This is a genomic window from Flavisphingomonas formosensis (assembly GCF_009755815.1).
Lineage (GTDB): Bacteria > Pseudomonadota > Alphaproteobacteria > Sphingomonadales > Sphingomonadaceae > Flavisphingomonas > Flavisphingomonas formosensis.
The window spans coordinates 491,159-516,312 of record NZ_WRPK01000001.1 but is presented as its reverse complement, the minus strand read 5'-3'; the positions used below and the strand labels follow the sequence as shown (position 1 = coordinate 516,312).

Annotated in this window: 25 protein-coding genes and 1 riboswitch; of the genes, 10 read left to right on the top strand and 15 right to left on the bottom strand. The window is 64.4% G+C overall.

Annotated elements, in window-relative coordinates; all coding sequences use genetic code 11:
• Window positions 1–89 precede the first annotated feature (89 nt).
• Window positions 90–617 (bottom strand): nuclear transport factor 2 family protein, encoded by a 528-nt coding sequence (locus tag GQY20_RS02535; RefSeq protein WP_157215458.1) that lies wholly within the window; start codon window positions 615–617, stop codon window positions 90–92.
• Between the two features lie 154 nt (window positions 618–771).
• A riboswitch (ZMP/ZTP riboswitch) is annotated at window positions 772–854 on the top strand.
• A gap of 36 nt (window positions 855–890) precedes the next feature.
• Between GQY20_RS02535 and folB the strand changes: the two genes are divergently transcribed.
• Both folB and GQY20_RS02525 read left to right on the top strand, forming a co-directional pair.
• A complete protein-coding gene (folB, locus tag GQY20_RS02530) occupies window positions 891–1,313 on the top strand; it encodes a dihydroneopterin aldolase (protein ID WP_157215457.1) in 423 nt (140 codons plus the stop codon).
• 51 nt (window positions 1,314–1,364) lie between these two features.
• The gene (locus GQY20_RS02525; protein ID WP_157215456.1) at window positions 1,365–2,375 is read left to right on the top strand and encodes a 2-hydroxyacid dehydrogenase; all 1,011 of its coding nucleotides are present in this window, start codon (window positions 1,365–1,367) and stop codon (window positions 2,373–2,375) included.
• Between the two features lie 321 nt (window positions 2,376–2,696).
• Here GQY20_RS02525 and GQY20_RS02520 read toward each other — a convergent pair whose 3' ends face one another.
• Together GQY20_RS02520 and GQY20_RS02515 are read right to left on the bottom strand one after the other, a co-directional pair.
• Window positions 2,697–3,158: a DUF2721 domain-containing protein gene (locus tag GQY20_RS02520; protein ID WP_157215455.1), complete on the bottom strand. Its 462-nt coding sequence runs from the start codon at window positions 3,156–3,158 to the stop codon at window positions 2,697–2,699.
• A 20-nt stretch (window positions 3,159–3,178) separates the two neighbouring features.
• Window positions 3,179–3,943 carry a class I SAM-dependent methyltransferase gene (locus tag GQY20_RS02515; RefSeq protein ID WP_232475853.1) on the bottom strand — a complete coding sequence of 255 codons (765 nt, stop codon included), beginning with the start codon at window positions 3,941–3,943 and terminating at the stop codon, window positions 3,179–3,181.
• A gap of 424 nt (window positions 3,944–4,367) precedes the next feature.
• On the opposite strand from GQY20_RS02515, the gene GQY20_RS02510 reads away from it, so the two are divergent.
• Complete coding sequence (locus GQY20_RS02510; RefSeq protein WP_157215454.1) at window positions 4,368–4,787, top strand: hemerythrin domain-containing protein; 420 nt, start codon at window positions 4,368–4,370, stop codon at window positions 4,785–4,787.
• Between the two features lie 83 nt (window positions 4,788–4,870).
• Here the strand turns inward: GQY20_RS02510 and GQY20_RS02505 are convergent, their stop codons facing one another.
• On the bottom strand, window positions 4,871–6,079 hold the full coding sequence (locus GQY20_RS02505) for an LL-diaminopimelate aminotransferase (protein ID WP_157215453.1): 1,209 nt from the start codon (window positions 6,077–6,079) through the stop codon (window positions 4,871–4,873).
• 88 nt (window positions 6,080–6,167) lie between these two features.
• Here GQY20_RS02505 and GQY20_RS02500 point away from each other — a divergent pair, with 88 nt between their 5' ends.
• From GQY20_RS02500 to clpS, 3 genes are all read left to right on the top strand, one after another.
• A complete protein-coding gene (locus tag GQY20_RS02500; protein ID WP_157215452.1) occupies window positions 6,168–7,910 on the top strand; it encodes a PHA/PHB synthase family protein in 1,743 nt (580 codons plus the stop codon).
• 125 nt (window positions 7,911–8,035) lie between these two features.
• Entirely contained in the window at window positions 8,036–8,812 is a 777-nt protein-coding gene (locus GQY20_RS02495) for a phasin family protein (RefSeq protein WP_157215451.1), read from the top strand.
• A gap of 157 nt (window positions 8,813–8,969) precedes the next feature.
• Entirely contained in the window at window positions 8,970–9,326 is a 357-nt protein-coding gene (gene clpS / locus GQY20_RS02490) for an ATP-dependent Clp protease adapter ClpS (RefSeq protein ID WP_408641049.1), read from the top strand.
• Between the two features lie 61 nt (window positions 9,327–9,387).
• On the opposite strand, the gene GQY20_RS02485 is transcribed toward clpS, so the two are convergent.
• Together GQY20_RS02485 and GQY20_RS02480 are read right to left on the bottom strand one after the other, a co-directional pair.
• Window positions 9,388–10,473: an MBL fold metallo-hydrolase gene (locus tag GQY20_RS02485; protein WP_157215450.1), complete on the bottom strand. Its 1,086-nt coding sequence runs from the start codon at window positions 10,471–10,473 to the stop codon at window positions 9,388–9,390.
• Window positions 10,473–11,996, bottom strand: coding sequence for a fumarate hydratase (locus tag GQY20_RS02480; protein WP_157215449.1), 1,524 nt, complete (start codon window positions 11,994–11,996; stop codon window positions 10,473–10,475). Before GQY20_RS02480 ends, GQY20_RS02485 begins: the two co-directional genes overlap by 1 nt.
• Before the next feature lie 171 nt (window positions 11,997–12,167).
• Here GQY20_RS02480 and GQY20_RS02475 point away from each other — a divergent pair, with 171 nt between their 5' ends.
• The gene (locus GQY20_RS02475) at window positions 12,168–13,037 is read left to right on the top strand and encodes an alpha/beta fold hydrolase (RefSeq protein WP_198350814.1); all 870 of its coding nucleotides are present in this window, start codon (window positions 12,168–12,170) and stop codon (window positions 13,035–13,037) included.
• 250 nt (window positions 13,038–13,287) lie between these two features.
• Here GQY20_RS02475 and GQY20_RS02470 read toward each other — a convergent pair whose 3' ends face one another.
• From GQY20_RS02470 to uvrB, 8 genes are all read right to left on the bottom strand, one after another.
• Entirely contained in the window at window positions 13,288–13,734 is a 447-nt protein-coding gene (locus GQY20_RS02470; RefSeq protein WP_157215448.1) for a hypothetical protein, read from the bottom strand.
• 316 nt (window positions 13,735–14,050) lie between these two features.
• Complete coding sequence (locus GQY20_RS02465) at window positions 14,051–14,629, bottom strand: hypothetical protein (RefSeq protein ID WP_157215447.1); 579 nt, start codon at window positions 14,627–14,629, stop codon at window positions 14,051–14,053.
• Between the two features lie 57 nt (window positions 14,630–14,686).
• The gene (locus GQY20_RS02460; protein ID WP_157215446.1) at window positions 14,687–15,112 is read right to left on the bottom strand and encodes a hypothetical protein; all 426 of its coding nucleotides are present in this window, start codon (window positions 15,110–15,112) and stop codon (window positions 14,687–14,689) included.
• A complete protein-coding gene (locus GQY20_RS02455) occupies window positions 15,105–16,961 on the bottom strand; it encodes a pre-toxin TG domain-containing protein (protein WP_157215445.1) in 1,857 nt (618 codons plus the stop codon). The genes GQY20_RS02460 and GQY20_RS02455 overlap by 8 nt, the downstream gene beginning before the upstream one ends.
• 539 nt (window positions 16,962–17,500) lie before the next feature.
• A complete protein-coding gene (locus GQY20_RS02450; protein ID WP_157215444.1) occupies window positions 17,501–17,650 on the bottom strand; it encodes a hypothetical protein in 150 nt (49 codons plus the stop codon).
• Between the two features lie 52 nt (window positions 17,651–17,702).
• The gene (locus tag GQY20_RS02445; protein ID WP_157215443.1) at window positions 17,703–18,245 is read right to left on the bottom strand and encodes a hypothetical protein; all 543 of its coding nucleotides are present in this window, start codon (window positions 18,243–18,245) and stop codon (window positions 17,703–17,705) included.
• A gap of 77 nt (window positions 18,246–18,322) precedes the next feature.
• A complete protein-coding gene (locus GQY20_RS02440) occupies window positions 18,323–18,595 on the bottom strand; it encodes a hypothetical protein (RefSeq protein ID WP_157215442.1) in 273 nt (90 codons plus the stop codon).
• A 155-nt stretch (window positions 18,596–18,750) separates the two neighbouring features.
• Window positions 18,751–20,934 carry an excinuclease ABC subunit UvrB gene (gene uvrB / locus GQY20_RS02435; protein ID WP_157215441.1) on the bottom strand — a complete coding sequence of 728 codons (2,184 nt, stop codon included), beginning with the start codon at window positions 20,932–20,934 and terminating at the stop codon, window positions 18,751–18,753.
• 232 nt (window positions 20,935–21,166) lie between these two features.
• On the opposite strand from uvrB, the gene GQY20_RS02430 reads away from it, so the two are divergent.
• The 3 genes from GQY20_RS02430 to GQY20_RS02420 all read left to right on the top strand — a co-directional run bounded on the left by GQY20_RS02430 (window position 21,167) and on the right by GQY20_RS02420 (window position 23,722).
• Window positions 21,167–21,541 (top strand): VOC family protein, encoded by a 375-nt coding sequence (locus tag GQY20_RS02430; protein WP_157215440.1) that lies wholly within the window; start codon window positions 21,167–21,169, stop codon window positions 21,539–21,541.
• Window positions 21,542–21,623: 82 nt separating this feature from the next.
• Window positions 21,624–22,454 carry an arylamine N-acetyltransferase family protein gene (locus GQY20_RS02425; protein WP_157215439.1) on the top strand — a complete coding sequence of 277 codons (831 nt, stop codon included), beginning with the start codon at window positions 21,624–21,626 and terminating at the stop codon, window positions 22,452–22,454.
• The gene (locus GQY20_RS02420) at window positions 22,451–23,722 is read left to right on the top strand and encodes an MFS transporter (protein WP_232475851.1); all 1,272 of its coding nucleotides are present in this window, start codon (window positions 22,451–22,453) and stop codon (window positions 23,720–23,722) included. Before GQY20_RS02425 ends, GQY20_RS02420 begins: the two co-directional genes overlap by 4 nt.
• 107 nt (window positions 23,723–23,829) lie before the next feature.
• Here the strand turns inward: GQY20_RS02420 and GQY20_RS02415 are convergent, their stop codons facing one another.
• Window positions 23,830–25,026, bottom strand: coding sequence for a threonine ammonia-lyase (locus GQY20_RS02415; protein WP_157215437.1), 1,197 nt, complete (start codon window positions 25,024–25,026; stop codon window positions 23,830–23,832).
• Between the last annotated feature and the right edge of the window lie 128 nt (window positions 25,027–25,154).

The window sequence follows — 25,154 nt, the reverse complement described above, 5'->3', positions numbered from 1 at the left end:
CCCGGATCAGCGAAGCGATCCGCTGAGCCGGGATGACGAAGAAGCAGAATCTCCCGCCTGTGGCGTGTGCATCACCAGGGAACCCCTCCCTACTCCGGCAAGCGATAGCCATGCTCCTCCAGATACCGCCCCGTGAAACGCGGCGGCCGCGGCGGGAATTCGACCACCTCGATCACCCGATAATATTCGCTGTGGGCGAGCTTCCACCCGTCCGCCCGTTTTTCGTAGCGATCGTCATAGATCAGCGTGCCGTAGATCAGCTCGTTGGTGAGATATTTGTAGACCACGTCCTGCAGATACCAGCGGCCCTCGGCGTGGGTCTCGTCGACTATGTCGATCTCGGGATGGTGGAGCTGATGCGTGGCGCCCACCTTGGTGTTGAAGCTCTCCCGGATCATCTGGACGAACTCGTCCCGCCCATTGGCAACGAATTCATAGGAGGCGCCGATATAACGGCACGAGAATTCGGGGGTCAGCAGCTCGCGAAACTCGTCGAACCGCGCCGTGTCCATGCAGCGGCAATAGGCGTAGCGCAGTCGCTTGATCGCCTCGATATCGGTGAGGATGCGTACCTCGCGGGCGAGGCGGGCAAAGGCTTCGGGATCGATGTCGCTCATCGTAGGCTCCTTTCAGGCGGTTGCCGGCTCGGTGCAGCGGGCTGGTCCACCGCCGAGCCTAGGCCGCAGCCCAGGCGCCGCAACGCGCGGCGGATTACGGCGACGGGCTTTCTTCTCGCCGATTGAGCTTTTCCGCGGCTTCGGATAGAGGCGAGCCGCCTCGCGTGACTGGCGTTCAGGATGGACTACCATCGGGCAGCGCGGGGCGTAATCGTGCCGCGCGCCTGGGCCGTCGGATTTTCCGACCCATTTTATTCACGAGGAGTCGGCGTGATGCGCACGACGATCCAGATCAAGGGCCTTCAGGTCTATGGCTATCACGGCATCTTCGAGGAAGAGCGCCGGCTCGGCCAGAAATTCGTCTTCGATATCGATGCGGACCTCGCCCCAGTCGCCACGCATGACGACGATCGGCTCGATGCCTCGGTACGGTACGACGCGATGGCCGGTACGATTGTGGAGATGGCAGGCGGCGCTGCGTTCCACACCTTGGAAGCGCTCGCCGAAGCGATCGCCCGCGGCCTGATGCACCATTTCCCCGCGATCGACGCGATCGCGATCGGCGTGTGGAAGGCAAACCCTCCCATTCCCCACATGATGGACCGGATCGGCGTCTCGATCGCCCTCTCCCGCGCCGAAATGGACGCGGGCGACCAACGCGCGGCCACCGACGCTTCCGCCCGGACCCGGGCCTGATCCTTTCGCGGGGCAATTGACGAATCCGCGCGGGCCGGCTGTTCTGTCGCCATGCGCGTCGCCGTCTTTGCCACCAAGCCCTATGACGAACGCTTCCTCGCGGCGGCGAACGGCGATTTCGGCCATGCGCTGACCTTCTTCGAGGCGCGGCTGGATGCCGGCACCGCCGCCTTGGCCCAAGGCTATCCCGCAGTCTGCGTCTTCGTGAACGACCGTGTGGACCGCCCCACCCTCGAGAAGCTGGCAGCCGGCGGCACCCGTCTCGTCGCGCTGCGCTGCGCCGGGTTCAACAATGTCGATCTGGTCGCGGCAGAAGCGCTCGGCATCGCGGTGGTGCGCGTGCCCGCTTATTCACCGCACGCCGTCGCCGAATTCACCATCGGCCTGCTGCTCGCGCTCGATCGCAACATCGCACGCGCCTGGGCACGGGTGCGCGAGAATAATTTCGCGCTGGACGGGCTGATCGGCCGGAATCTCCACGGCCGCGTCGTCGGCGTTGTCGGCACGGGGCGGATCGGCGCGCTGGTCGCCCGCTCGCTGCGGCTCGGCTTCGGCTGCGAGGTGCTGGCGCATGACGTGCGGCCGGATCCAGACCTGCTGGCGATCGGGGTGCGTTATGTCGATCGCCATGCGCTGCTCGTCTCGAGCGATGTGGTGACGCTGCATTGCCCGCTGACCCCCGACACCCATCACCTGATCGATGCCGCGGCCGTCGAAGCGGCGCGGCCGGGGCTACAGATCGTCAACACCAGCCGCGGCGCCCTGATCGATACGCGCGCGCTGATCGAAGGCCTCAAGAGCCGCCGGATCGGCGGCGTGGCGCTGGATGTCTATGAGCAGGAGGCAGATCTGTTCTTCGAGGATCTCTCCAACGAGATCATCCAGGATGACGATTTCCAGCGGCTGCTGACCTTCCCCAATGTGCTCGTCACCGGCCATCAGGCCTTCCTCACCGAAGAAGCGCTGACCAGCATCGCCCGCACCACCCTGGGCAACATTGCCGACGCGGAATCGCGACGGCCGCTGGCCAACGCCATCTCGGCACGGACGGTTTTCGGCTAAGCGGCGTAAGGTCGCAGCCGCGGAGAGTGATCCTCCACGCTGGGAGCCATTGTGAAAATGGCGATGGCTCGAAACACGTCGTCCCAGCGAGAGCATCGTGACGAAACGTGGGAACCGGTTTTCCGCAGAAACGATGCGACAGCAAAGGCTTAGAGCAAGCTCGGGATCGCGCTCTGCCACGAGCAGAGCGCCTTTTCGAAAGCGATTCCAGCTTCCGCTGACATGACGGCTCAGATTTACTCGCGACGCTCAAGATGTGAGGAGCGCTTCGAGACGCTCGGCGCAGGCGATAGGAGCTGCATTGCCACAGCCGCGCGTCCCTCAAGGACGCTCGCCGCGCTCCAGAAGCTCATCGCGGATGCGGATGGAACGCACTGCGATGCGGATCTCGCCCAGGAAGAAGCAGAGCCCGGCAATGAGCAGCACCATCGCGAAAACGAAGAGCCCCGCCATCGTCCGCGCAAAGCCGAGCCCGGCAAGGCTGGCGACGAACAATGCCGCCACCACGACGCAGACGGCGACCGCGCTCGTCGTGCAGAGCAGGATCGCCATGTTCACCAGCGCGATGCGGCGATCGAGGATGCGCAGCTCCGCTACCTGATCGGGATGGCGCGGATCATCGAGGGGCGTAAAGGCACCCTCTATCTTGCGCGCGCGATCGACGACGCGCGCCAGCCGCCCGGCCAGCATGTTCAGCAAGCCGGCGATTCCCGTGAGCAGGAAGACAGGGGCGAGCGCGAGCTGGATGGTATGCGCGATATCGGAGACGGCGATTTCGGACATCAGCGGATGCGACAGCGCACTCAACCCGGCTTGCGGAAACGCAGGATGACGCGATCGGTCTTGCCGCGTATCGCAGGATCGAACACCAGCTTGTCGTGCGCATCGCCAGGATTGCGCAACAGATCCGATTCGCCGTCGAGCACGAATCCCGCCTTGGCGAAATCCGCCTTGATCGTCTCGGGATCGATACGGTGGAATTTCTCCACCACCTCGCGCGTATCACCTGCTGGCCCGACATGATCGACGACGCCGACGATGCCGCCCGGCTTCACCACCGAGAATAACATCGACAGCACCCGCGCTGGATCGATGCGCGGATATTTGTACTTTTCGCTTTCCCAGTAGAGATCATGATAGACGAGGTGGAACAGCACGAAATCGAAGCTGTTCGGCGCGGCGGCGAACTGGCCGATCGGCACGGACATCAGCCGCGCATTCTTCTGCCGCGCGAGTAGAGCCTCCCAGCCCTTCCTCGCTTTCTCCTCCTCGACGAAGGATGGGTGCTCGAAGCCGATCACCATGCCCTTGGGGCCGACGGAACGGGCCAGGATCTCGGTATAATATCCGCCCCCGGCTGCGAAATCGAGCACCCGCTCTCCCGGCTTCAACCCGAGAAAATCCAACACCTTGGCCGGCTGCCGCCCCGCGTCCAGCGCCACCATGTCGGCCGGACGTCCAGGCGCCGCGACGGCGCGGGCGACCACTGCCTCCATCGGTCCGGCCAGCGCCGGCAGAGGCGCGGCGGCCGCGATCAGCAAGGCCAGGAAGGGAATTCGGATCGGCATGGGACAGTCCTCCGGATACGGAGCGGCAAGCCGCGCCTATAAGCCATCAGGTGGATGCGGGCGCAAGGGCAAGGCCGTTACGCCGGCATAATATCGTGTTTCCAACACATTGGCCGCCAGCCGCAGGAACGCGCCGGCAACCGCAGCGGTTGCTTTCGTCGTCCACGGGAGCATTCCGCCGCTCCGGAAAAAGGAAAGCCATGAACGACAAGCAGGATAAGTTCGGTCGCGATGCGCAGCTTTGCCGACGGAGCGATACGCAAACCGATGGTGACCGGCTCGGTTGAGCGCAGCCCGTGCACGGTCCGGGGGCTGCACGCGCATTGACACCCGCTTTTCGTATCGACGGTAATTTTTCGTTTACGGCCCTCCGCAATGGTGACGACTCGTGGGGCCAATTTTTAAGAGGGGGAATTGGGCACCCATGCCGACGTGTCAGTTACGCTCGGAACATGCCGAGCTGATTCGACTATCCCATCAGCTCCGCATGCATCTCTATCCGGCGCATGCCGCGCGCAACGACGAGCTGCTGCTGTGCCGGGATCGCCTCTACAAACTGCTCACCGCGCATCTCCAGCGCGAAGACGACATGCTTTATCCACGGCTGATCGACGGGCCGGATCCGCAGCTCGCCAAAACCGCAGAGGATTTCACCCGCGAGGTGGGCGGCCTGCGTGACAGTGTCGAGGTCTGGATGGCGATCTGGACTCACGATGCGATCACCCGCGGCTGGGACGCCTTTCGCGCCGAGACGGAGGATTTGCTCGATGCGCTCTCGGTGCGCATCGTGCGCGAGAATCGCGAGCTTTTTCCCCTGATCGAACGGATGACGGTGGATGCCTGAACGGCGGCGCCCCTCGCCAGGGGCGGCCGCCGCAATATTGGGCGCAACAATCCCGGATGCGCCAGCATTTCCGGGATGGCGTGTCAGCCGGCCTTTTTCGCCACGCTGTTGACGCCCATGCTCTGCAGATAACGCTTCACGTTGCGTGCCGCTTGGCGGATGCGATGCTCATTCTCGACCATCGCAATGCGCACATAGCCTTCGCCATCCTCGCCATAGCCGACGCCCGGCGCGACCGCGACCTGGGCATGGGTGAGGAGCTGCTTGGAGAATTCCAGGCTGCCGAGATGTGCCAGCGCCGGCGGCAGCGGCGCCCAGCAGAACATGGAGGCGCGCGACGGCGGAATCTCCCAGCCGGCGCGGCCGAAGCTCTCGACTAATATGTCGCGGCGGCGCTTGTAGAGCTCGCGATTCTGATCGACGATGTCCTGCGGTCCGTTGATCGCCGCCACCGCCGCCGCCTGGATCGGCGTGAAGGCGCCATAATCGAGATAGCTCTTCACCCGAGTCAGCGCCGCGATCAGCTGTTTGTTGCCGACCGCGAAGCCCATCCGCCAGCCCGCCATGCTGTAGGTCTTGGACATGCTGGTGAATTCCACCGCCACGTCCTTTGCGCCCGGCACCTGCAGGATCGAGGGCGTCGGCACGCCGTCATAATAGAGCTCGGAATAAGCGAGATCGGAGAGCACCCAGATCTGATGCTCCTTCGCCCAGGCGACCAGCCGTTCGTAGAAGGCGAGGTCGACCACCTCGGCGGTCGGGTTGGACGGATAACCGACCACCAGCACCGACGGCTTGGGCACCGTGAACTTCACCGCCCGGTCGAGCGCGTCCCAATAGCGCTCGTCCGGCGTGGTCGGCACCGAGCGGATGGTGGCGCCGGCGATGATGAAGCCGAACGTGTGGATCGGATAGCTCGGATTGGGCGCCAGCACGACATCGCCCGGCGCGGTGATCGCCTGGGCAAGGTTGGCCAGCCCCTCCTTGGAGCCGAGCGTCACCACCACCTCACTCTCGGGATCGAGCTCGACCCCGAAGCGGCGCTGATAATAGCCTGCCTGCGCGCGGCGCAGGCCAGGAATGCCCTTGGAAGCGGAATAGCCGTGCGCGTCGGGCTTGCGCGCGACCTCGCACAATTTGTCGATGACGTGCGGCGGCGGCGGCAGGTCCGGATTGCCCATGCCCAGATCGATGATGTCCTCACCCGCCGCGCGCGCCGCCGCCCGCATCGCGTTCACTTCGGCGATGACATAGGGGGGCAGTCTGCGGATGCGGTAGAAATCGTCGTTCATGGGTTCCTCTTCGACGCGGCGGGGATCGCCTGTGCGTCGTGGGGGCCTTATAGGGCGGAAAGCACCCACTGTCAGCGGAAGAAGGGCGATGGCCGACGCGAGCGAAAAAACCATCCCGGACATGCCTTCGCTGGAGGAACTGCAGCACTGGACCTGGATCATCGGCCGCGCCCAGCAGATGGTCATGGAAGCGATGAGCCAGGCGGACGGCGGCGACGGTAAGAAGCTGGCCACCCTGTTCTTCGACCCGAATCGCGCGGCCGAGGTGCAGAATGCGTTCTGGAACGACAGCATCCGCCTGTGGCAGCGCTTTCTCGCCCCACCCGCGCCCGATACGGCGCCAGCAAATCCCGCGGACAAGGATCGCCGCTTCGCCGCCCCGCAATGGCGCGACAATCCGGTGTTCGATCTGATTCGGCAGACCTATCTGATGCTGTGCGAGCATCTGTTGAGCAGCGTGGATGCGATCAGCGGCGTCGACGCGCGCCAGCGCGAGCAGATCCGGTTCGTCACCCGCCTGTTCGCGGACGCGATGAGCCCGTCCAACTTCCCGCTCACCAATCCGCAGGTGCTCGAGAAGACGATCGAGACGCGCGGCGAGAATCTGCTGAAGGGCCTCGAATATATGCTGGCCGATCTCGGCAAGGGCCAGCTCACCCAGACCGACCCGAACGCCTTCGAGCTCGGTCGCAACATCGCCGCGACGCCCGGCAAGGTGGTCCGCGAGACGCCGCTCTACCAGCTCATCCAATATGCACCGACCAGCGAGACGGTGTTCGAGACGCCTCTCGTCATCTTCCCGCCATGGATCAACCGCTATTATATTCTCGATCTCTCGCCGCAGAAGAGTTTTATCCGCTGGGCAGTGGAACAGGGGCTGACCGTCTTCGTGGTCTCCTGGAAATCGGCCGATGCCAGCATGGCGGACATCACCGCGGACGACTATGTGCTGCGCGGCCAGGTGGACGCGATCGACGCGGTGCGCGAACTGCTCGGCGTGGAGGGGGTGCATGCGATCGGCTATTGCGTCGCCGGCACGACGCTGGCGATGACGCTTGCCCTGCTCGCGGCGCGGGGCGAGGCGCAGAAGGTGAAGAGCGCGACCTTCTTCACCGCCCAGGTGGATTTCGCGGGCGCGGGCGATCTCAACCTGTTCGTCGACGACGATCAGATGAAGCTCATCTCGATGCTCACCAGTGAAGGCGCCTATCTCGACGGGCGCTATATGGCGGCCACGTTCAACCTGCTGCGCGGGCGCGACCTGATCTGGAGCTATGTGGTCAACAACTATCTGCTCGGCCAGGAATATCCGCCTTTCGACCTGCTCCACTGGAATGGCGACTACACCAACCTGCCGGCCAAATGGCACCGCGCCTATCTCGAGGATCTGTATCGGGACAACAAGCTGGTCCAGCCCGGCGGCGTCACGATCGACGGCACGCCGATCGACCTCAGCCGCGTAGAGACGCCCAGCTATATCCAAGCCGGACGGGAGGATCACATCGCGCCGGCTGAAAGCGTATGGAAGCTGATGCACCATCTCGCCGGGCCGAAGCGCTTCGTGCTTGCCGGGTCAGGTCACATCGCCGGCGTGGTGAACCCGCCCTCGGCAAAAAAATATCAATACTGGACCAATCCTGGAAACCATCGGACGCTTCAAGAGTTTGTTGCGGGCGCGAAGGAAGTGGCCGGGAGCTGGTGGCCCGATTGGATCCAATGGATCGAGGATCAGGCAAGCGCCCGTGTTGTGGCCGAAAACGCGCGCATTCCCGGCAACGGAGCCTTTCCGGCGATCGAGGATGCGCCAGGCCGATATGTGAGAACCCGCTGACGCAGGGGCCGTCCGCCCCGGCGCAGGGTGGCTGTGACGACTTTGTTGCAGTGCACAAAAACTTCTTGCAATTCCCCCCCGACTCTCTATTTGTGCATTGCAACATCGAATCTCGGGAGCAGTGCATGTCCGAAACCCCAGCGGACAAGAAGCCGGGCTCGCCCGCGGCGAAACGTCCTCGCAAGGCGACGGCTTCCGCCGAGGACGCGCTTCCCGTGAGCTCCTCTGTCCAGGCCGAAGCCCCGGCGGAGGCGACAAGCGCTGCGGCGGAGGCTCCGGCCGATGCCGTGGAAATTGCGGCCGAAACCCTCGCCGCATCCCCGGCTGTCGAGCCGCCGGCCCCCGAGGCCGTCGTCGCGCAGCCCAAGACGAAGGCGGCAAAAGTCGCCTCGGCGAGTGAGGCAACTGAGGCTGCTACTCCCACGACCACGGCAGGCGTGACCATCGCGTCCGCGCCGGCGCAGAAAGGAACGAAGATTATGGCGACGGAAAAGGTGCAGGCGATGTTCGGTGATCTGAACGAGCGCGCCAAGGCTGCAATGGAAAAGAGCTCCAAGTTCGTGGAGGAGCTTACGGACCTGACCAAGGGCAATGTCGAGGCGATCGTGACCTCGTCGCGCGTGGCCGCCAAGGGCGCCGAGACGCTGGGCCAGGAAGCCGTCGAATATGGCAAGAAGAGCTTCGAGACCGCGACCGCGACCTTCAAGAGCTTCGCCGGCGCCAAGTCGCCGTCGGAACTGTATCAGCTCCAGAGCGACTATGCGAAGACCGCGTTCGACTCGGCGATCACCGAAGCATCGAAGGTCAGCGAGCATATGGTGAAGCTCGCCGGCGAGATCTTCCAGCCGATCTCGACCCGCTACACCGTGGCGATGGAAAAGCTGAAGGCTACCGCGCTCTAATCGGCAGCGCCTTCCCGCGCACTCCGCGCGGTTTGCATAGCAGGAACGGTCGCTCCAGCGGGGCGGCCGTTTTCGCATGTCCGACGAATGGCGCGCGACGCTCTTGCCCCCGGGGCCGACGCACCATATCTTTGTGCCACGGAGATTCATGGAAAATATGCACCACGCGCTTGCCCCTCAGGCGATGGCCACGCGCAAGGACGGTGATGCGGAAGGCGGCACCGGCGTTGGCGTCGCAACACGCACCCGTACGCGGACGAAGCAGCCGCAGCCCTATCGCGTCCTGATGCTGAACGACGATTACACGCCGATGGAGTTCGTCGTGCTCGTGCTCCAGCGGTTCTTCCGCATGAGCATCGAGGACGCGACGCGCGTCATGCTGCACGTCCATCAGAAGGGTGTCGGCGTGTGCGGCGTCTTCACCTACGAGGTCGCCGAGACCAAGGTGGGTCAGGTGATCGACTTCGCCCGTCAGAACCAGCATCCGCTCCAATGTACGCTGGAGAAGGCCTGAGGGCTTACTGGCCTCTTCCGAAAGCGTGGAGAAGGACCTGATCGCGACGCAGGTCGCTCCGCTATCGCACCTTCGGCACGAGCCAGGCTTGGCCCGCACCGGTGGTGCGAAAGCGCTGCGGATCGACGCCTTGGGCCGCTTCGGCCCTGTGCATCGAGTCCACCGGCTCGTCTATCCCATCGGCACCGAGCTGGAAGGTGCCCCAGTGGATCGCCAGCGCGCTTTTCGCACCGAGCAAGGTGAACACGCGGACGGCATCCGCGCCATCCACATGATTGGGATGCATCATCGCGCGCGGCCGCTCGGGGCCGATCGGGATCATCGCGAATCGGATCGGCCCATGTGCCTTCGCCTCCAGCGGCCAGCGCATATCGCCCGGACCGGTATCGCCGGCGAAAAAGACGTTGCCGCCATGCGGCATCGTGATCGTGAAGCCGGACCATAGCGCGCGGGAACGATCCTTGCCCCAGCGCGTGCCCCAATGATGCACGCGATCGAGGATCACCGCGACGCCCGGCTTCACCGCGACGCTCTGTCCCCAGTCACGCGCGATGGCGGTGATGCCGTGCCAGCCGAGAATGGTGTCATTGCCGAGGCTGGTGACGATCAGCGGCCGGTCGCGGGACCATAGCCGCTCCAGGGTCGGCAGGTCCATATGATCGTAATGGTTGTGGCTGACGAGGACGAGATCGATCTTCGGCAGATCCTCGAACCGGACGCCCGGCTCGCGAACCCGGAGCGGGCCGAACCAGGGGAAGGGCGAGGCCCGTTCCGAGAAGATCGGATCGGTAAGGATGTTCAGCCCCTGCGTCTGGATCAGCACCGTCGCGTGGCCGATCCAGGTCACCCGCATCGTATCGCCCGTCACCTTGCGCGGCGGATGCGCCGGCTGGACGGGCACGTGCCGCGGCCAGGGCGTCCGCTCCCCACCGGTTACGAAACGCAGGATGCGCGCCGGGTTGAAATATTTCGGCGCCCCCCCTTTGGGTTCATCGGGATTGAAGAAGCGCTGCCCGTCGAAATGCGCGGATTTGGGGCCGGTATAATAGACCCGGTCGAGAAAGGGCGGGAGGAGGATCGGCGTGAGCAGCAGGAGGACGAGCAGCGCCAGCAGCGCGCCCCCCAGCCGCTTCAGCCAGCGGCGCATCAGGCCTGCTCCAGCAGCCGCTCCTTCGCGATCTTCTCACGCCAGACCAGCGGGCCGGTGTGGTGCACGCTCTCGCCGGTGGCGTCGACCGCCACCGTCACCGGCATATCCTTCACGTCGAACTCGTAGATCGCCTCCATGCCGAGATCCTCGAAGCCGACGACCTTCGCGCCCTTGATCGCCCGCGCGACGAGATAGGCCGCGCCGCCGACCGCCATCAGATAGGCGGCCTTGTGCTTCTTGATCGCCTCGATCGCCACCGGGCCGCGCTCGGCCTTGCCGACCATCGCGATCAGCCCGGTCTCGGCCAGCATCATCTCGGTGAACTTGTCCATCCGCGTCGCGGTGGTGGGGCCGGCGGGGCCGACCACCTCATCGCGCACCGGATCGACCGGGCCGACATAATAGATCACCCGGCCCTTGAAATCGACCGGCAGCTCCTCGCCCCTGGCCAGCATGTCCTGGATGCGCTTGTGCGCGGCGTCGCGCCCGGTGAGCATCTTGCCGTTGAGCAGCAGCCGGTCGCCGGGCTTCCACGAGGCGACGATCTCCGGCGTCAGCGTGTCGAGGTCGACGCGGATCGACTCCTTGGAGGGCGCCCATTCCACCTTGGGCCATTCGTCCAGGCTCGGCGGCTCCAGATAGGCCGGGCCCGATCCGTCGAGGTGGAAATGCGCGTGACGGGTCGCGGCGCAATTGGGGATCATCGCGATCGGCTTGGACGCCGCATGGGTCGGATAATCCAGGATCTTGACGTCGAGGATGGTGGCGAGGCCGCCCAGCCCCTGCGCGCCGATGCCGAGCGCATTGACCTTGTCGAAAATCTCGACGCGCAGCTTCTCGATGTCGGTCTGCGGCCCGCGCGCCTTGAGCTGCGCCATGTCGATATCGCCCATCAGCGATTCCTTGGCGAGCGTCATCGCCTTCTCGGCGGTGCCGCCGATGCCGATGCCGAGCATGCCCGGCGGGCACCAGCCGGCACCCATCTTCGGGACCATCTCGAGCACCCAGTCGACGATCGACTCGCTCGGGTTCAGCATCGCGAACTTGGACTTGTTCTCCGATCCGCCGCCCTTGGCCGCCACCTGCACGTCGACATGATGGCCAGGCACCATCTCGACGTTGAGCACGCACGGCGTGTTGTCCTTGGTGTTGACGCGGCTGAACGCGGGATCCTTGAGGATCGAGGCGCGCAGGCGATTCTCCGGGTGGAGATAGGCGCGGCGCACACCCTCGTCGACCACCTCCTGGAGGCTCTTGTCGCTCTCCAGCAGGCACTGCTGACCCCATTTGATGAAGACGGTGACGATGCCGGTATCCTGGCAGATCGGACGATACCCCTCGGCGCACATCCGGCTGTTGGTCAGGATCTGCGCGATCGCATCCTTGGCGGCCGGGCCCTGCTCCGCCTCATAGGCGACGCCGAGCGCGCGGATATAATCCATGGGGTGATAGTAGGAGATGAACTGCAGCGCGTCGGCGACGCTCTCGATCAGGTCGGCTTCCTTGATGATGACGGTCATTCGAATCCCCGAAAGGCGGGCTGCGGATGCAGCGGAGTCGTACCCCTAGCCCCTAACGCCGCAGGCCGGTCCGGCGCAATCCCGCTGAAAGCCCGTTCTCACAGACAACACTCCTTGCCGGGCTTCGGGCCGCCATGCTCTGCTCGGGATCCGCCCAGCAAGAGGCGGTCCATGGATGAGGATGCGATGGCCGCTGTCGATTTCTTCCCCGGCTACACGGCCGGGCGCTTCACCGTCGACGACGGCACCGGCATCCATTATGTGACCGGCGGGTCCGGCCCGCCGCTGCTGCTGCTCCACGGCGCGCCGCAATCGCATATCATGTGGCGCCACCAGGCGCCGAGGCTGGCCGAACGCTTCACCCTCGTCCTGCCGGACCTGCGCGGCTATGGGCGCAGCGACAAGCCGGCGCGCGGCGATTATTCCAAGCGGCGCAGCGCGGCCGACATGGCGGCGCTGATGACATCGCTCGGCCATTCGACCTTTTGCGTCGCCGGCCATGACCGCGGCGCCCGCGTCGCGCGGCGGCTGATGAAGGATCATCGCGACCGGGTGGAGCGCGGCATTCTGCTCGACATCGTGCCCACCACCCACATCTACCGCAACATGGATTACAAGGTCGCGAGCAACCTGTGGATCTGGGTGCTGCTGCCGCGGCCCGAGCCGCTGCCCGAAATGATGCTCGACCCCAAAATGCTCATCGCCGGCGGCGCGAAGCTGATGGGCGACGATCCCGATGCGCTCGCCGATTATCTGGAGACCAACGGCAATGCCGAGGGCCTGCACGCCATGTGCGAGGATTATCGCGCCGGCGCGAGCATCGACATGGCGCATGACGATGCGGATGCCGACCGCCCGATCGAGGCGCCGCTGCTGATCCTATGGGGCTCACGCTCGCTCTCCACCGGCCAGCTCTTCGACGTCCCCGCCGCCTGGACGGGACAGGCGACCGACGCCACCTTCCGATCGATCGACAGCGACCATTTCCTGCCGGAGGAAGCGCCGGAAGAGACGCTCAAGGCGATACTGAAGTTTCTGTAGCGGCACTGGTTTCATCGTTCGCGCCAACAACCTGATCGGCGATGACGAACGTCGTAGGTTATTTGAAGCTTATCTTTGACGGTCCGTAGTCACGACCTTAGGTCATATCCCCACGATCGTGTGGGTATGTTCAAAAATTCTTTTCTTAAACTAAATTGGTTGCCTTGATCACATTATAATGGTGTGCGCCAATCGATGAGACACATGCCCCAAACATACTTGCCCCACCCACGGAAACTCAGACAGTATTTTACTCAAGGCAACTCTTACGCAGTATGCTTCGATGATTTTTTAATACATCCTGAAAAATAATCTGTAAATTTTCCTCCTCTACAAGATCACTATAAATACATATTCCATTACGTTTGAAATCCCATGTAATAATTTTCAATTCTCCATCAGGTTGCTTTCTCGCAAGAATATAAATTTGTACGTTGCTACGAGGCATGCCGTGCATCAGCACTCTTATCACAGCGTGATCATTTATCCTGATTCCAGATATATTTCGAATTTTTACGAGATATAGATCAATAACCACTGGTGGCAGAATAAGCTCCTGACCTTCCTCGCCGTAATCAATATTTATTAACGTTGCGCCTTCGATCGTTCCCTTGAAGAGCGTCAAATCATTTGAGGGGGAAGGGGCATTTGCACTGGTCGCAAGCAGAAACGCGAACAGCGCACTGACAATATTCATTGCCTCTCTCCCTTCGTGGTTCACCGGCAACCAGCCAGAGCTTCCCCGGATAGGCGAATATTTCTAGAACATTCAGGGAACATATCAAGCCGATTCGCACAGCTTTGGGAGACCGTGGCAGGTCAGGATTGAATGTATGGAATCCGGACAATCCAAGACGGGACTCAACGCCCCGTTTCCCGATTATATCTGTAGTCCGCGGCGCTTTCCTGAAATTTTTCCCAGCGTCCCGGACGCTTCGGATCTCCCACCGATCGTATCGATATTTCGTTATTATCCCGCCCGATCTCCCAGAGACGCGATCCATCCGCGCTTATCACGAAAGACGGTTTGCCAGTGCGCTCGCCGCGTCCGGATCGAGGCCCTGCCGGCGGCTGCGCCCGCGTACCTCGCCGATAATCCGCCGCTCGCCATCCGCCACGGCGCCCATATCGTTCAGCCGCGCGCCGCACCGCATCGCCGCCAGCGCGATATCCTGGCGCCTCTGCGATTCCGCTGCGTTGAAGGCCCGCCGCCTCGCGTTCCCATGGGCGCGCGCCTCGTCGCCCCAGGCCGAAAGCCGCGGTGCCATGATGTCGCGGTACATGTTCCGCTGCCGCGTGGTCGCCAGCTCGCCCAGCGGCCGACGCACAATCTCGTTCAGCCCTTGCTCGATGTCCTTCCAGCGTGCCGCGGCCTCCTCGCCGCGCGCGTCGAACCAGGGGCCGGAAAAGGTCTTCCAGCGGTCCACCGTGTCGTTGTCGGCCTTGCGCACCAGCGCTTCGTCGAGGTTGAGCTGGAACGGATCGTTATCGTCCGGCAGGCCGGAGACGGCGGGGGTTGCGGGACTCGGTCCGTTGGGCGTATCAGCCCATACGACGGGATAGAGCGGATCGGTGTGTGGGAATCTTGGCATGACCAACTCGTCCCATTGCCGCGGGGATTGCTGCTAGGATCTCGCGCCTCCTACCGATCAGGGCGTTCGCGCGCCGCCCGTCTCTCCGGTCTGATATTCCTCGGGGGTGTACCAGAGCACATCCCCGAAGCGCGCGTCGCGACCAATTTCCGCGTTTAATTTAATGAGCAGCTGGCGCAATGCCTCCTGTGCCGGCGCTTTCCGCATTAAAAAACCGCCTCGGGGCTCTGCCATAAGCAACCACGGCTCTGCACCTTGAAGCATGAGCCAGTATTTATATTTTCCGTCTGAGGCGACCATTTCCCAGCCATAGAATTGATACTGGTCGACCGCGGAAACGCTGAGACCCAGACTCTGAAGCATGCCCCGCAGTGCAACGCAGATATTTCTGCCACCCGGCGTCACCTCGTCTTCATCTTCCGATTCGGATAAATCGTCCGGAAATGATGCCTCAAATGTGGCGAAGCTGCGAAGCTCACTCATGCTCATTGTCCCCGTAAAGATACGCCCCGGTACCGCCGGCAGCGGCGCCGCCGACAGTAGCTTTAAGCGGGGAAGGACTGCCATGCCAAAGCCTTCCGGCGCGATCATATTTCTCAAGCCCAAGCCGGCGGCCGCTCCAGCTACCGCCTACCCGTTTTGGAAATCGGGCGCCGAAAAATTTCGGATCGACTTTGAAATGCAATTCGTAAAACTCACCGCGGGTCATGCCTCGCGGCTTCAGAACATTAAGGGAGCTGTCGCTTAGTTTCTTAGGAAGCCCCGTTCTTCGAGGAATAAAATGATGACCCATTCCCTTATAAGGCTGGGCGAGATACTCCGCTTGCTTGAGAGTAAAGCCTTGAGCTACATATTTCGCGACGTGCTTCTGAGAGGCTCTTGATCCAAGCTTTCTTCCGAGCGTCCTAAAACCTTTCGCAGCCAATTTTCCGCCAGGTATGATCCCCAACGCCAGTCCGGCTGCTTCCATCGGACGATTAATCGGTTCGCCAGAGATCAAATCCTTTCCCGTAATAAGCTGCTCTACGGATTTTACTGAGCCCAATATCGGCAGCATGTCCCCCGCGAAGGAGGTCACGCTTTTCCAGGCTGCAAGATCCGGATCCTCATATTCCTCAAAATGGGCCTCACCCGATCCCGGTAGACCTTCGTATCGGCCGAATACCCATCGGCCGTCGGGCAACTGCTCATAATGGGGCGGCTGAACGCGATATTCGGGTCTTTGAACGATGATTCCTCCCTGGGAACCGCCGGACAGCCGAATCGGGCCAGCTTCTTTCGCAGACTCCGTTGCGGCATTCGAATCGGCTATTTCCGTAGTATGGGCAAGCGGGTTTGCGACATCGGGCGCACCTTCCGGGCCGCCGGGTGCCGTAGCCGCTTCTTCCCCGCCATCAGAATCTGCCGAAGAATCGCGGAGAAGTTTGCTTCCGCTACGATACATATCGCCCGACGGCTGGACACCTCGCGCAGCTTTGTTTGCGAGACGATCTTTCAGCCGTTTCGAGGTGTCCGCGTCGAGCCCCCTCGCATCCACGGCGACATACTGAGCCGCCAGATCGCTGACCTCCCCACGGATCAGGTCGGCCAACCCGTCTTCCTGCTGCTCCGCCACATAGGGCTGCAGCATGCTGTGCAGCCGATCCACCTTCGCCGTATCGCCGATCGTTCCGGCGCGCGCGTTCAGCCAGTCCTGCGCCCGCTGTGGATCATGCTGCGCCAGATGCTCGACTACATCCGCATGCGCCGCAGCTCGTGCATCCTTCTCCGCCACGCTTGCCGTGTCCGGATCGAGGCCCTGCCGGCGGCTACGCCCGCGCACTTCGCCCACGAGGCGCCGCTCGCCGTCCGCTACGGCGCGTATGTCATTCAATCGCGCGCCGCGGCGCATCGCTGCCAAGGCCAGATCCTGACGTCGGCGGGATTCACTGTCGTTGAAGGCTTGGGTCTCGCGTTCGCCATGGGCGCGCGCCTCGTCGCCCCAGGCCGAAAGCCGCGGTGCCATGATGTCGCGGTACATGTTCCGCTGCCGCGTGGTCGCCAGCTCGCCGAGTGGCCGACGCACGATCTCGTTCAGCCCTTGCTCGATGTCCTTCCAGCGTGCCGCGGCCTCCTCGCCGCGCGCGTCGAACCACGGGCCGGAAAAGGTCTTCCAGCGGTCGACCGTGTCATTGTCGGCCTTGCGCACCAGCGCTTCGTCGAGGTTGAGCTGGAACGGATCGTCATCGTCCGGCAGGCCGGAGACGGCGGGGGTTGGGGGTCTATCCGGTCCGTTGGGCGTATCAGCCCAGACGACGGGATAGAGCGGATCGGGGTGTGGGACTCTTGGCATGGCCAACTCGTCCCATTGCCACAGGGATTGCCGCTAGGGTGCCCATCGGTTCGGCCACAATTCCACCCGTCATCCTGACGAAAGTCAGGATCCATTTTGCCGCAGCGTAGCGTCTTATCGGCAACGCTGCGGCTAATGGATCCCGGATCAGCGAGGCGACCCGGCGAGCCGGGATGACGAAGAAAAAAGACGCTGATGCCGCGTGTTTTGGGACTTCGCACCTAAGCACGGACACATCGAACATCCGCAAAAACGAAAAAGGACCGCCGGGGCTCTCACCCCGGCGATCCCCTAACATGGTCAGCGGCCGGAAGGTGCCGGCCCGGGAAACCCTGGCGGTTTTAGAACCGCGTTCCCCGAACGGACCGAGCCGACCTCTCAGCTGAACCATGAGACATCGGATCACCTCCTTTCGCAAAATTGCTAACGAGGACGATGGTGAATCATCGCGAGTCGCCGAACAAGACTTGTATTAAAAAATTTTCCTGGCAATCATCTCAGGCTTCCGCGCCATCCGCGCCGCGGGCACTCTCCCTCATTCAATGGCGCTTGAAATACTGCACCTCGCGCTCATGCTTTTCCGCCGCCGCGCGGCTGGCGAAGGTGCCGAGGTTGCGGCGCTTGCCCGTCTTGGGATCGGTCTTGCGCGAGTAGAGCCTGTATTCCCCGGATTTCAGCTTGCGGATCATGGCCTGCGTCTCCTTCCCCGCCCGCCGGGAAAGGAAACGAGCCGCGCGCCGCTTATTTCCGGCAATCCTCCACCACTCGCCCGAATTCGGGCCAGCTCGGCACCACCAGGCGCGAAAAGCCGGTGGTCGCGATCACGAAGCGGCCGCGGCTGAAGGCGATCTTGTCGAGGAACGGGTCGGTCGTGCCCAGCTGTATCGCCACATAGGGCGGGGTGCCGCCGGTCGGCTGCGCGCGATAGCTGGCGGTGCCGGCCGAGGTGGTGATAGCCATGATCGCCTCCTGCCCGATGGCCAGGGCGCCCGGGCGCGAAACATAGATGCGGCGGGTCGCGCGATCGCAGCGTATCACGAGTTGCGCATCGAGGCCGGCCACGCCGAACATGGCTACGGATCCGCGCGCGTCGTTGCGCCAGGTCCAGCCGCCGGGCGTCACGGGAATGTCCCGCCAATCCTCGCTTGCCACCGGCGGCGGGGGCGGCGTTTCGGGCAGCACCACCGGCAATCGGGGCGGCGGTGGGCCTTGCTCGGTGGTTTGTGGCACGCAGGCAGACAGCAGCAGCGCGCCGGCGAGAGCGGACGGAAGGACGATACGCATCGCCCTATCCTCGCCGATCCGCCCGACGAGGGAAAGCCCCTCATGCCGCAGACCGGCCAGATCCCGTTCCGACCGGATCAGTTCAGCGCGAACGGCACTTTCACCTTCACCCGGTTGACGCGCCAGCGCACCTGCACGCCCTGCGGCTTCGATCCATAGGTTTCAGGCAGGTCGTCGATCAGCATGTAGCGGCTGCGGGCGGGCTCGCGACCGACGGCAGTCAATCCAGTAAAGATCATCTTGGCCGGCATCCGGGTTTCGAACGCTGCCGCCCTTTTCGCGTTCGCACCAACGGGCATCGCGACGAGCGCCGCCGCGAAGGCCACCGTCATCGCCAACCTCGCGGTCATCGATGCCTCCTCATTGTGATATGGCGCGAAAACCACCGATAATAGGGGTTGGTTCCGCAATCGACGCGATGGACGGCGCTTCCCCGGCGCGCCCGCGCCGTCTGCCGGATCAGCCCCTCGCCAAACCCTTTTTCAACGGCTGCAGCCGCTTGGCGCTATCGGCCCCATTTGCGCTGCGTCTTGCCGTAGCGCAGCTTGCGCGTGCCCGGCTTGCCTTCGCTCGCGCGGCCCTTGGCCGGCGCGCGATGCTCCTCCACCGGCAGGCCGAGTTCTTCCTGCTCCAGCCGCCTGATCTCGTCGCGCAGCCGCCCGGCCTCCTCGAACTCCAGGTCCGCGGCGGCCTTGCGCATCTGCTTCTCGAGATCCTCGATATAGGCGCGCAGATTGTGCCCCACCATGTGCGGCCGATCCTCGATGCCGGTGTCGACCGTCACCTGATCCTTGGACGCGAGATGGCCGACGATGTCGGAGATGGAACGCCGGATCGTCGCCGGCGTGATGCCATGCTCGTCGTTATAAGCCTCCTGCTTCGCGCGACGGCGGTCGGTCTCCGCCATCGCCCGCTCCATCGATCCGGTGATGCGATCGGCATAGAGGATCACGCGCCCGTCGACATTGCGCGCCGCGCGGCCGATCGTCTGGATCAGCGACGTCTCGGAGCGCAGGAAGCCCTCCTTGTCCGCATCGAGGATCGCGACCAGCCCGCATTCGGGGATGTCGAGCCCCTCGCGCAGTAGGTTGATGCCGACCAGCACGTCGTAGACGCCGAGCCTGAGGTCGCGAATCAGCTCGATACGCTCCAGCGTCTCGACGTCGGAATGCATGTAGCGGACCTTGAGCCCCGCCTCGTGCAGATATTCGGTCAGGTCCTCGGCCATGCGCTTGGTGAGCGTCGTCACCAGCGTGCGATAGCCCTTCGCCGCCGTCTCGCGGCATTCGCCGACCAGATCGTCGACCTGGCTCTCGACCGGGCGGATCTCCACCGGCGGATCGATGAGGCCGGTCGGCCGGATCACCTGCTCGGCGAACACGCCGCCCGATTGCTCCATCTCCCACGGCCCGGGCGTCGCCGAGACGCACACCGTCTGCGGGCGCATCGCATCCCATTCGTTGAAGCGCAGCGGCCGGTTGTCGATGCAGCTGGGCAGGCGGAAGCCATATTCGGCAAGGGTGATCTTGCGGCGATGGTCGCCCCGCGCCATCGCGCCGATCTGCGGCACCGTCTGGTGGCTCTCGTCGACGAACAGCAGCGCATTCTCAGGCAGATATTCGAACAGGGTGGGCGGCGGCTCGCCCGGCAGCCTGCCGGTGAGGAAGCGCGAATAATTCTCGATGCCGGCGCAGGAGCCGGTCGCCGCGATCATCTCCAGGTCGAAATTCGTGCGCTGCTCCAGCCGCTGCGCCTCGAGCAGCCGTCCCTCGGCATTGAGCTCCTTCAGCCGCTCGGCGAGCTCGAAGCGGATCGCCTCGGTCGCCTGCTTCATCGTCGGCCCGGGCGTCACATAGTGGGAATTAGCGAAGACGCGGACACTGTCCAGGCTCACCGATTTCTTGCCGGTCAGCGGGTCGAACTCGGTGATCTCCTCGATCTCGTCGCCGAAGAAGGCGATGCGCCAGGCGCTGTCTTCATAGTGGGACGGGAAGATCTCCAGATTGTCGCCGCGCACCCGGAAGGTGCCGCGCGCGAAGGCCGCGTCGTTGCGCTTGTACTGCAGCGCCACCAGCTTGCGGATGATCTCGCGCTGATCGACCGTCTGGCCCTTCTTGAGATCGAAGATCATCGCTGAATAGGTCTCGACCGAGCCGATGCCATAGAGGCAGGAGACCGAAGCGACGATCAGCACGTCGTCCCGCTCGAGGAGCGAGCGCGTGGCCGAATGACGCATCCGGTCGATCGCCTCGTTTATCGAGCTTTCCTTCTCGATATAGGTGTCCGACCGCGGCACATAGGCCTCGGGCTGATAATAGTCGTAATAGGAGACGAAGAACTCGACGGCATTGTCCGGGAAGAAGCTCTTGAACTCGCCATAGAGCTGCGCCGCCAGGATCTTGTTGGGCGCCAGCACAAGCGCCGGGCGTTGCAGCTGCTCGACCACCTTGGCCATAGTGAAGGTCTTGCCCGATCCGGTGACGCCGAGCAGCACCTGATCGCGCTCGCCCGCCTCGGCCTGCGCCACCAGCTCGGCGATCGCCGTCGGCTGATCGCCCGACGGCTCGTAATCGGATACGATCTTGAACCGCCTGCCGCCCTCGCTCTTGTCCGGGCGCTGCGGGCGGTGGGGGATGAACGTCTGGCCGGTCTCGGGCTCTTCGAGGCTGGTGCGGATCTGGATCGCCATGAGGGGGAATATGGGCTGCCCACCCTTCGATCGCAATCGGCGAGCGCTTGGCTGGCATGCCGATCACCCTCCCTGGGGCTGAACGCGTCCAGCATGACGCGGATCGATGGACCAATGGTGCCGCGCACGACATCAGGGCTGGATTTATCGGTACACAGTTCGCCAAGCGCCCTTTAGAGACGACCCCGGCCGTTCCGGACTCGCCGGCACGGCCGGGCGAGAGGAGAGACATATGCTCGGATATGTGACCGTCGGTTCCAACGATCTTCCCAAGGCCAACGCTTTCTACGCCGATCTGCTCGGCGACATCGGCATGACCAAGCTGTTCGATCATCCGAGCGGCGGCACCGTCTTCGCCAAGGACGGCAAGATCCAGTTCGGCGTGCTCGGGCCGTTCAACGGCGAGCCCGCGACCGCCGGTAACGGCTCGATGGTGGCGATGCAGCTCTCCGATCCCGCGACGGTCGACGCCTTTCACGCCAAGGTGCTCTCGCTCGGCGGCAGCTGCGAAGGCGCGCCCGGCGATCGCGGCGGCTTCTTCTATGCCGCCTATATGCGCGATCTCGACGGCAACAAGCTCTGCGCCTACACGATGCCAGCCGCCTGATGACGGCCCACGCGCGCGAACCGCGCGGCCTCGACTTCGCCGCCGCATCCCCGGCGGCGGCGGAACGGGGCGGCGCTGCCCGATGACGGACGCGCCACCGATCGACCTCGAACGCTATCTCGACCGCATCGGCCTAGCCGCCGCGCCCGCCGCGACGGAAGACGGGCTGGCCGCGATCCAGCGTGCGCAGCGGCTCGCCATTCCCTTCGAGAATCTAGACATCCCGCTCGGCCGCGGCATCAGCCTCGATCCCGACGCCGTGTTTGCCAAGCTCGTAACCGCCCGGCGCGGCGGTTATTGCTTCGAGCAGAACCAGCTTTTCCTCCGCGCCTTGATCGCGCTCGGCTTCGCCGCACGCCCGCTGATCGCACGCGTCTGGCTGATGGCGACGGACGTGCCGGGCCAGACCCACACGCTCAATCTCGTCACGCTCGCCGGCCATGAATGGATCGCCGATGCCGGCTTCGGCGGCGCCTACATGCCGGTGATGCCGCTCGAGGCCGATCGGGTCCATCGCACCGACGATGGCGCGCTGCATCGCCTGCGCCGCGACGCGCAATTCGGCTGGATGCTGGAGCGGGACGGCGGCAGCGCCACCGGCTGGCAGCGCCAGTACAGCTTCGAGACCGCGCCGGCCTTTGCGAGCGACTTCGTCCAGGCCAATCACTGGATCGCGACCGCTCCCGAATCCCGCTTCACCGGCTGGCGCATCGCCGGCATCGTCCTGCCCGGCGGCCACGCCACGCTGATGGAACGCGCCCTCTCGATCCGCGATGCGAGCGGCTCGATCGAACGCACGCTCGACACGCCGGACGCATGGCGCCATGCGCTGGCGGAGATTTTCGGCATCCGCCTGACCGCCGCAGAGGTGGCGCGGATCGGCCTGTTCGATGTGGGAGACATCGCCGCGTGACCCGTATCCGATCGATCCTCGGCGGCTCGGCCGGCAATCTCGTCGAATGGTTCGATTGGTACGTCTACTCCGCCTTCTCGCTCTATTTCGCCAAGACCTTCTTTCCCGGCACCGATCAGACCGCCCAGTTCCTGGCGACCAGCGGCATCTTCTGGATCGGCTTCCTGATGCGCCCGATCGGCGGCTGGCTGATCGGCCGGGTGGGCGACCGGCACGGCCGACGCACCGCGCTCGCCTGGTCGGTCACGCTGATGGGCGGTGGCTCGCTGCTCGTCGCGCTGACGCCAGGCTATGCCGAGATCGGCATCGCGGCGCCGCTCCTGCTGATGCTCGCGCGGATCATCCAGGGCCTCAGCCTCGGCGGCGAATATGGCGCGGCGGCGACCTATCTGACCGAGGTCGCCCATCCCGACCATCGCGGCTTCTGGTCGAGCTTCCAATATGTGACGCTCTATGGCGGGCAGCTGCTGGCGCTCGGCCTGCTGCTGTCGATGCAGTCGGCGGGCCTCGGCGAGGCGGCGCTCTCCGAATGGGGCTGGCGCGTCGCCTTCGTCGCCGGCGCGGCGCTGGCGCTCACCGTCTTCTGGATCCGCCGCGGCATCGACGAAACTCCCGATTTCGAGGCGGAGGCAAAGGGCAGGAAGCGCACTGCCGGCGGCGTGCGCGAGCTCTGGCGATCGCATCGCCGTTCCGTGCTGATCGCCTTCGCGCTCGCCATGGGCAGCAACGTCGCCTTCTACACCTACACCACCTATATGCAGAAATATCTGGTGGTGACCTCCGGCTTCACCAAGCCGGTCGCCAGCACCATCTGCGCCGCCGCGATCTTCGTCGCGCTGCTGATCCAGCCGCCGATCGCCGCCCTGTCAGACCGGATCGGCCGCAAGCCGCTGCAATATGCATTCGGGATCCTGGGCGTGCTGTGCACCGTTCCGCTGATGACCGCGATCGGAGCCACCCACGATCCAACGACCGCCTTCCTGCTGGTCGTCGCCGGCCTCGCGATCATGAGCTGCGCCACCGCCACCAACGCGGTGGTGAAGGCGGAGCTCTTCCCCGTCCACGTCCGCGCGCTCGGGGTCGGCCTGCCCTATGCGGTCAGCCAGTCGCTGTTCGGCGGCTCGGCCGAGACGCTGGCGCTGAGCTTCAAGCATGCCGGCATGGAGAGCGGCTATTTCTGGTATGTGAGCGGGATGGTGGCAATCGCGCTCGTCGCGGCGATCCTCATGCCGGAGACGGCGCCGCGCAAGCAGCGGGCCAAGGGCTGACACAACCCGGCTCCGTTTGTCCCGAGCGAAGTCGAGAAGGTGCGCCGTCGCCGGCCTCGACTACGCTCGGGACAAACGGAGCGGGGAATGTCTCGCTCCCCTCCCCCCTACAGCCGCGTCACCGCATAATGTTCCTGCAGCGCGGCGACCACCGCCTCGCTGTGAGTCGCGTCGCGCGCCTCGAACATCACCTCCAGCCGCGCCGCCTGCACGCTGGGCGAGGTGAACAGCCGGTGGTGCGACACCTCGATGATGTTCGCCCCCGCCTGACCGATCCGCGTTGAGATCTCGCCGAGCACGCCGGGCCGGTCGGGAATGTCGAGCACCAGCCGCATCATCCGTCCGTCGCGGATCATCACCCGCTGGAGCACGTTGGCGAGCGCGCGATTGTCGATATTGGCGCCGCAGATCGGCACGCCCACGGTGCGCCCGCGGAACAGCTCTGGCCTTGCCAGCAGCGCCGCGACGCCGGCCGCGCCGGCCCCCTCGGCGACGATCTTCGCCTCCTCGGCGAGCAGCGCGATCGCATTCTCGATCTGATGCTCCAGCACGGTCTGAATCCGGATGCCGAGAGTGCGGAGGATTTCCAGCGGCCGCCGGCCGACATCGCGCACCGCAATGCCCTCCGCAATGGTCGCGCCGCCGACGTCCACCGGCTGCCCCGCCAGCTCCTGCGCCATGGCGGCATAGCTCTCCACCTCGACGCCGACCGTCTCGATCGCGCGGCCCGCACCCAGCGCCGCGACCGCCGATCCTGCGACCAGCCCACCGCCACCCACCGGCACTGCCAGCATGTCGAGCGCCGGCACGTCTTCGATCAGCTCGAGCGCCAGCGTGCCCTGCCCCGCGATCACCGCATCGTCGTCATAGGGATGGATGAAGACCAGCCCGTCCTTCTCCGCCCGCTCATGAGCATGCGCCGCCGCCTCGGCCAGGGTCGCGCCATGGAGGACGACCTGCGCGCCCCATTTGGCGGTGCGCGTCACCTTGGTGGCGGGCGTGAAAGCGGGCATCACGATCACCGCGCGGATGCCGAGCAGCGCGGCGTGGCGCGCCACCGCCTGGGCATGGTTGCCGGCCGACATGGCGACGACGCCGGCCGCCTGCTCCTCCGGGGTCAGCAGCGCCAGCCGATTGGCCGCGCCGCGCTCCTTGAACGCGCCGGTCACCTGCAGCGTGTCGAGCTTCAGCCAGACGTCCGCGCCGGTCAGCCGGCTGATCGCATCGCTGTGGATCGCTGGCGTGCGGACGACCTTGCCCGCGATCCGCTGGGCGGCTGCCCCGACATCTTCGAACCCGATCATTGCGCCATCTCTGCTCCGCTGCCGTGCGAAGCCGGATAGCGGCGCGCGGGGGCGAGGCATAGCGGCTATCGGGGCGGTATCCCCACCATCGTTTGGGCTGAGCTTGTCGAAGCCCTCCCATTCTTGTC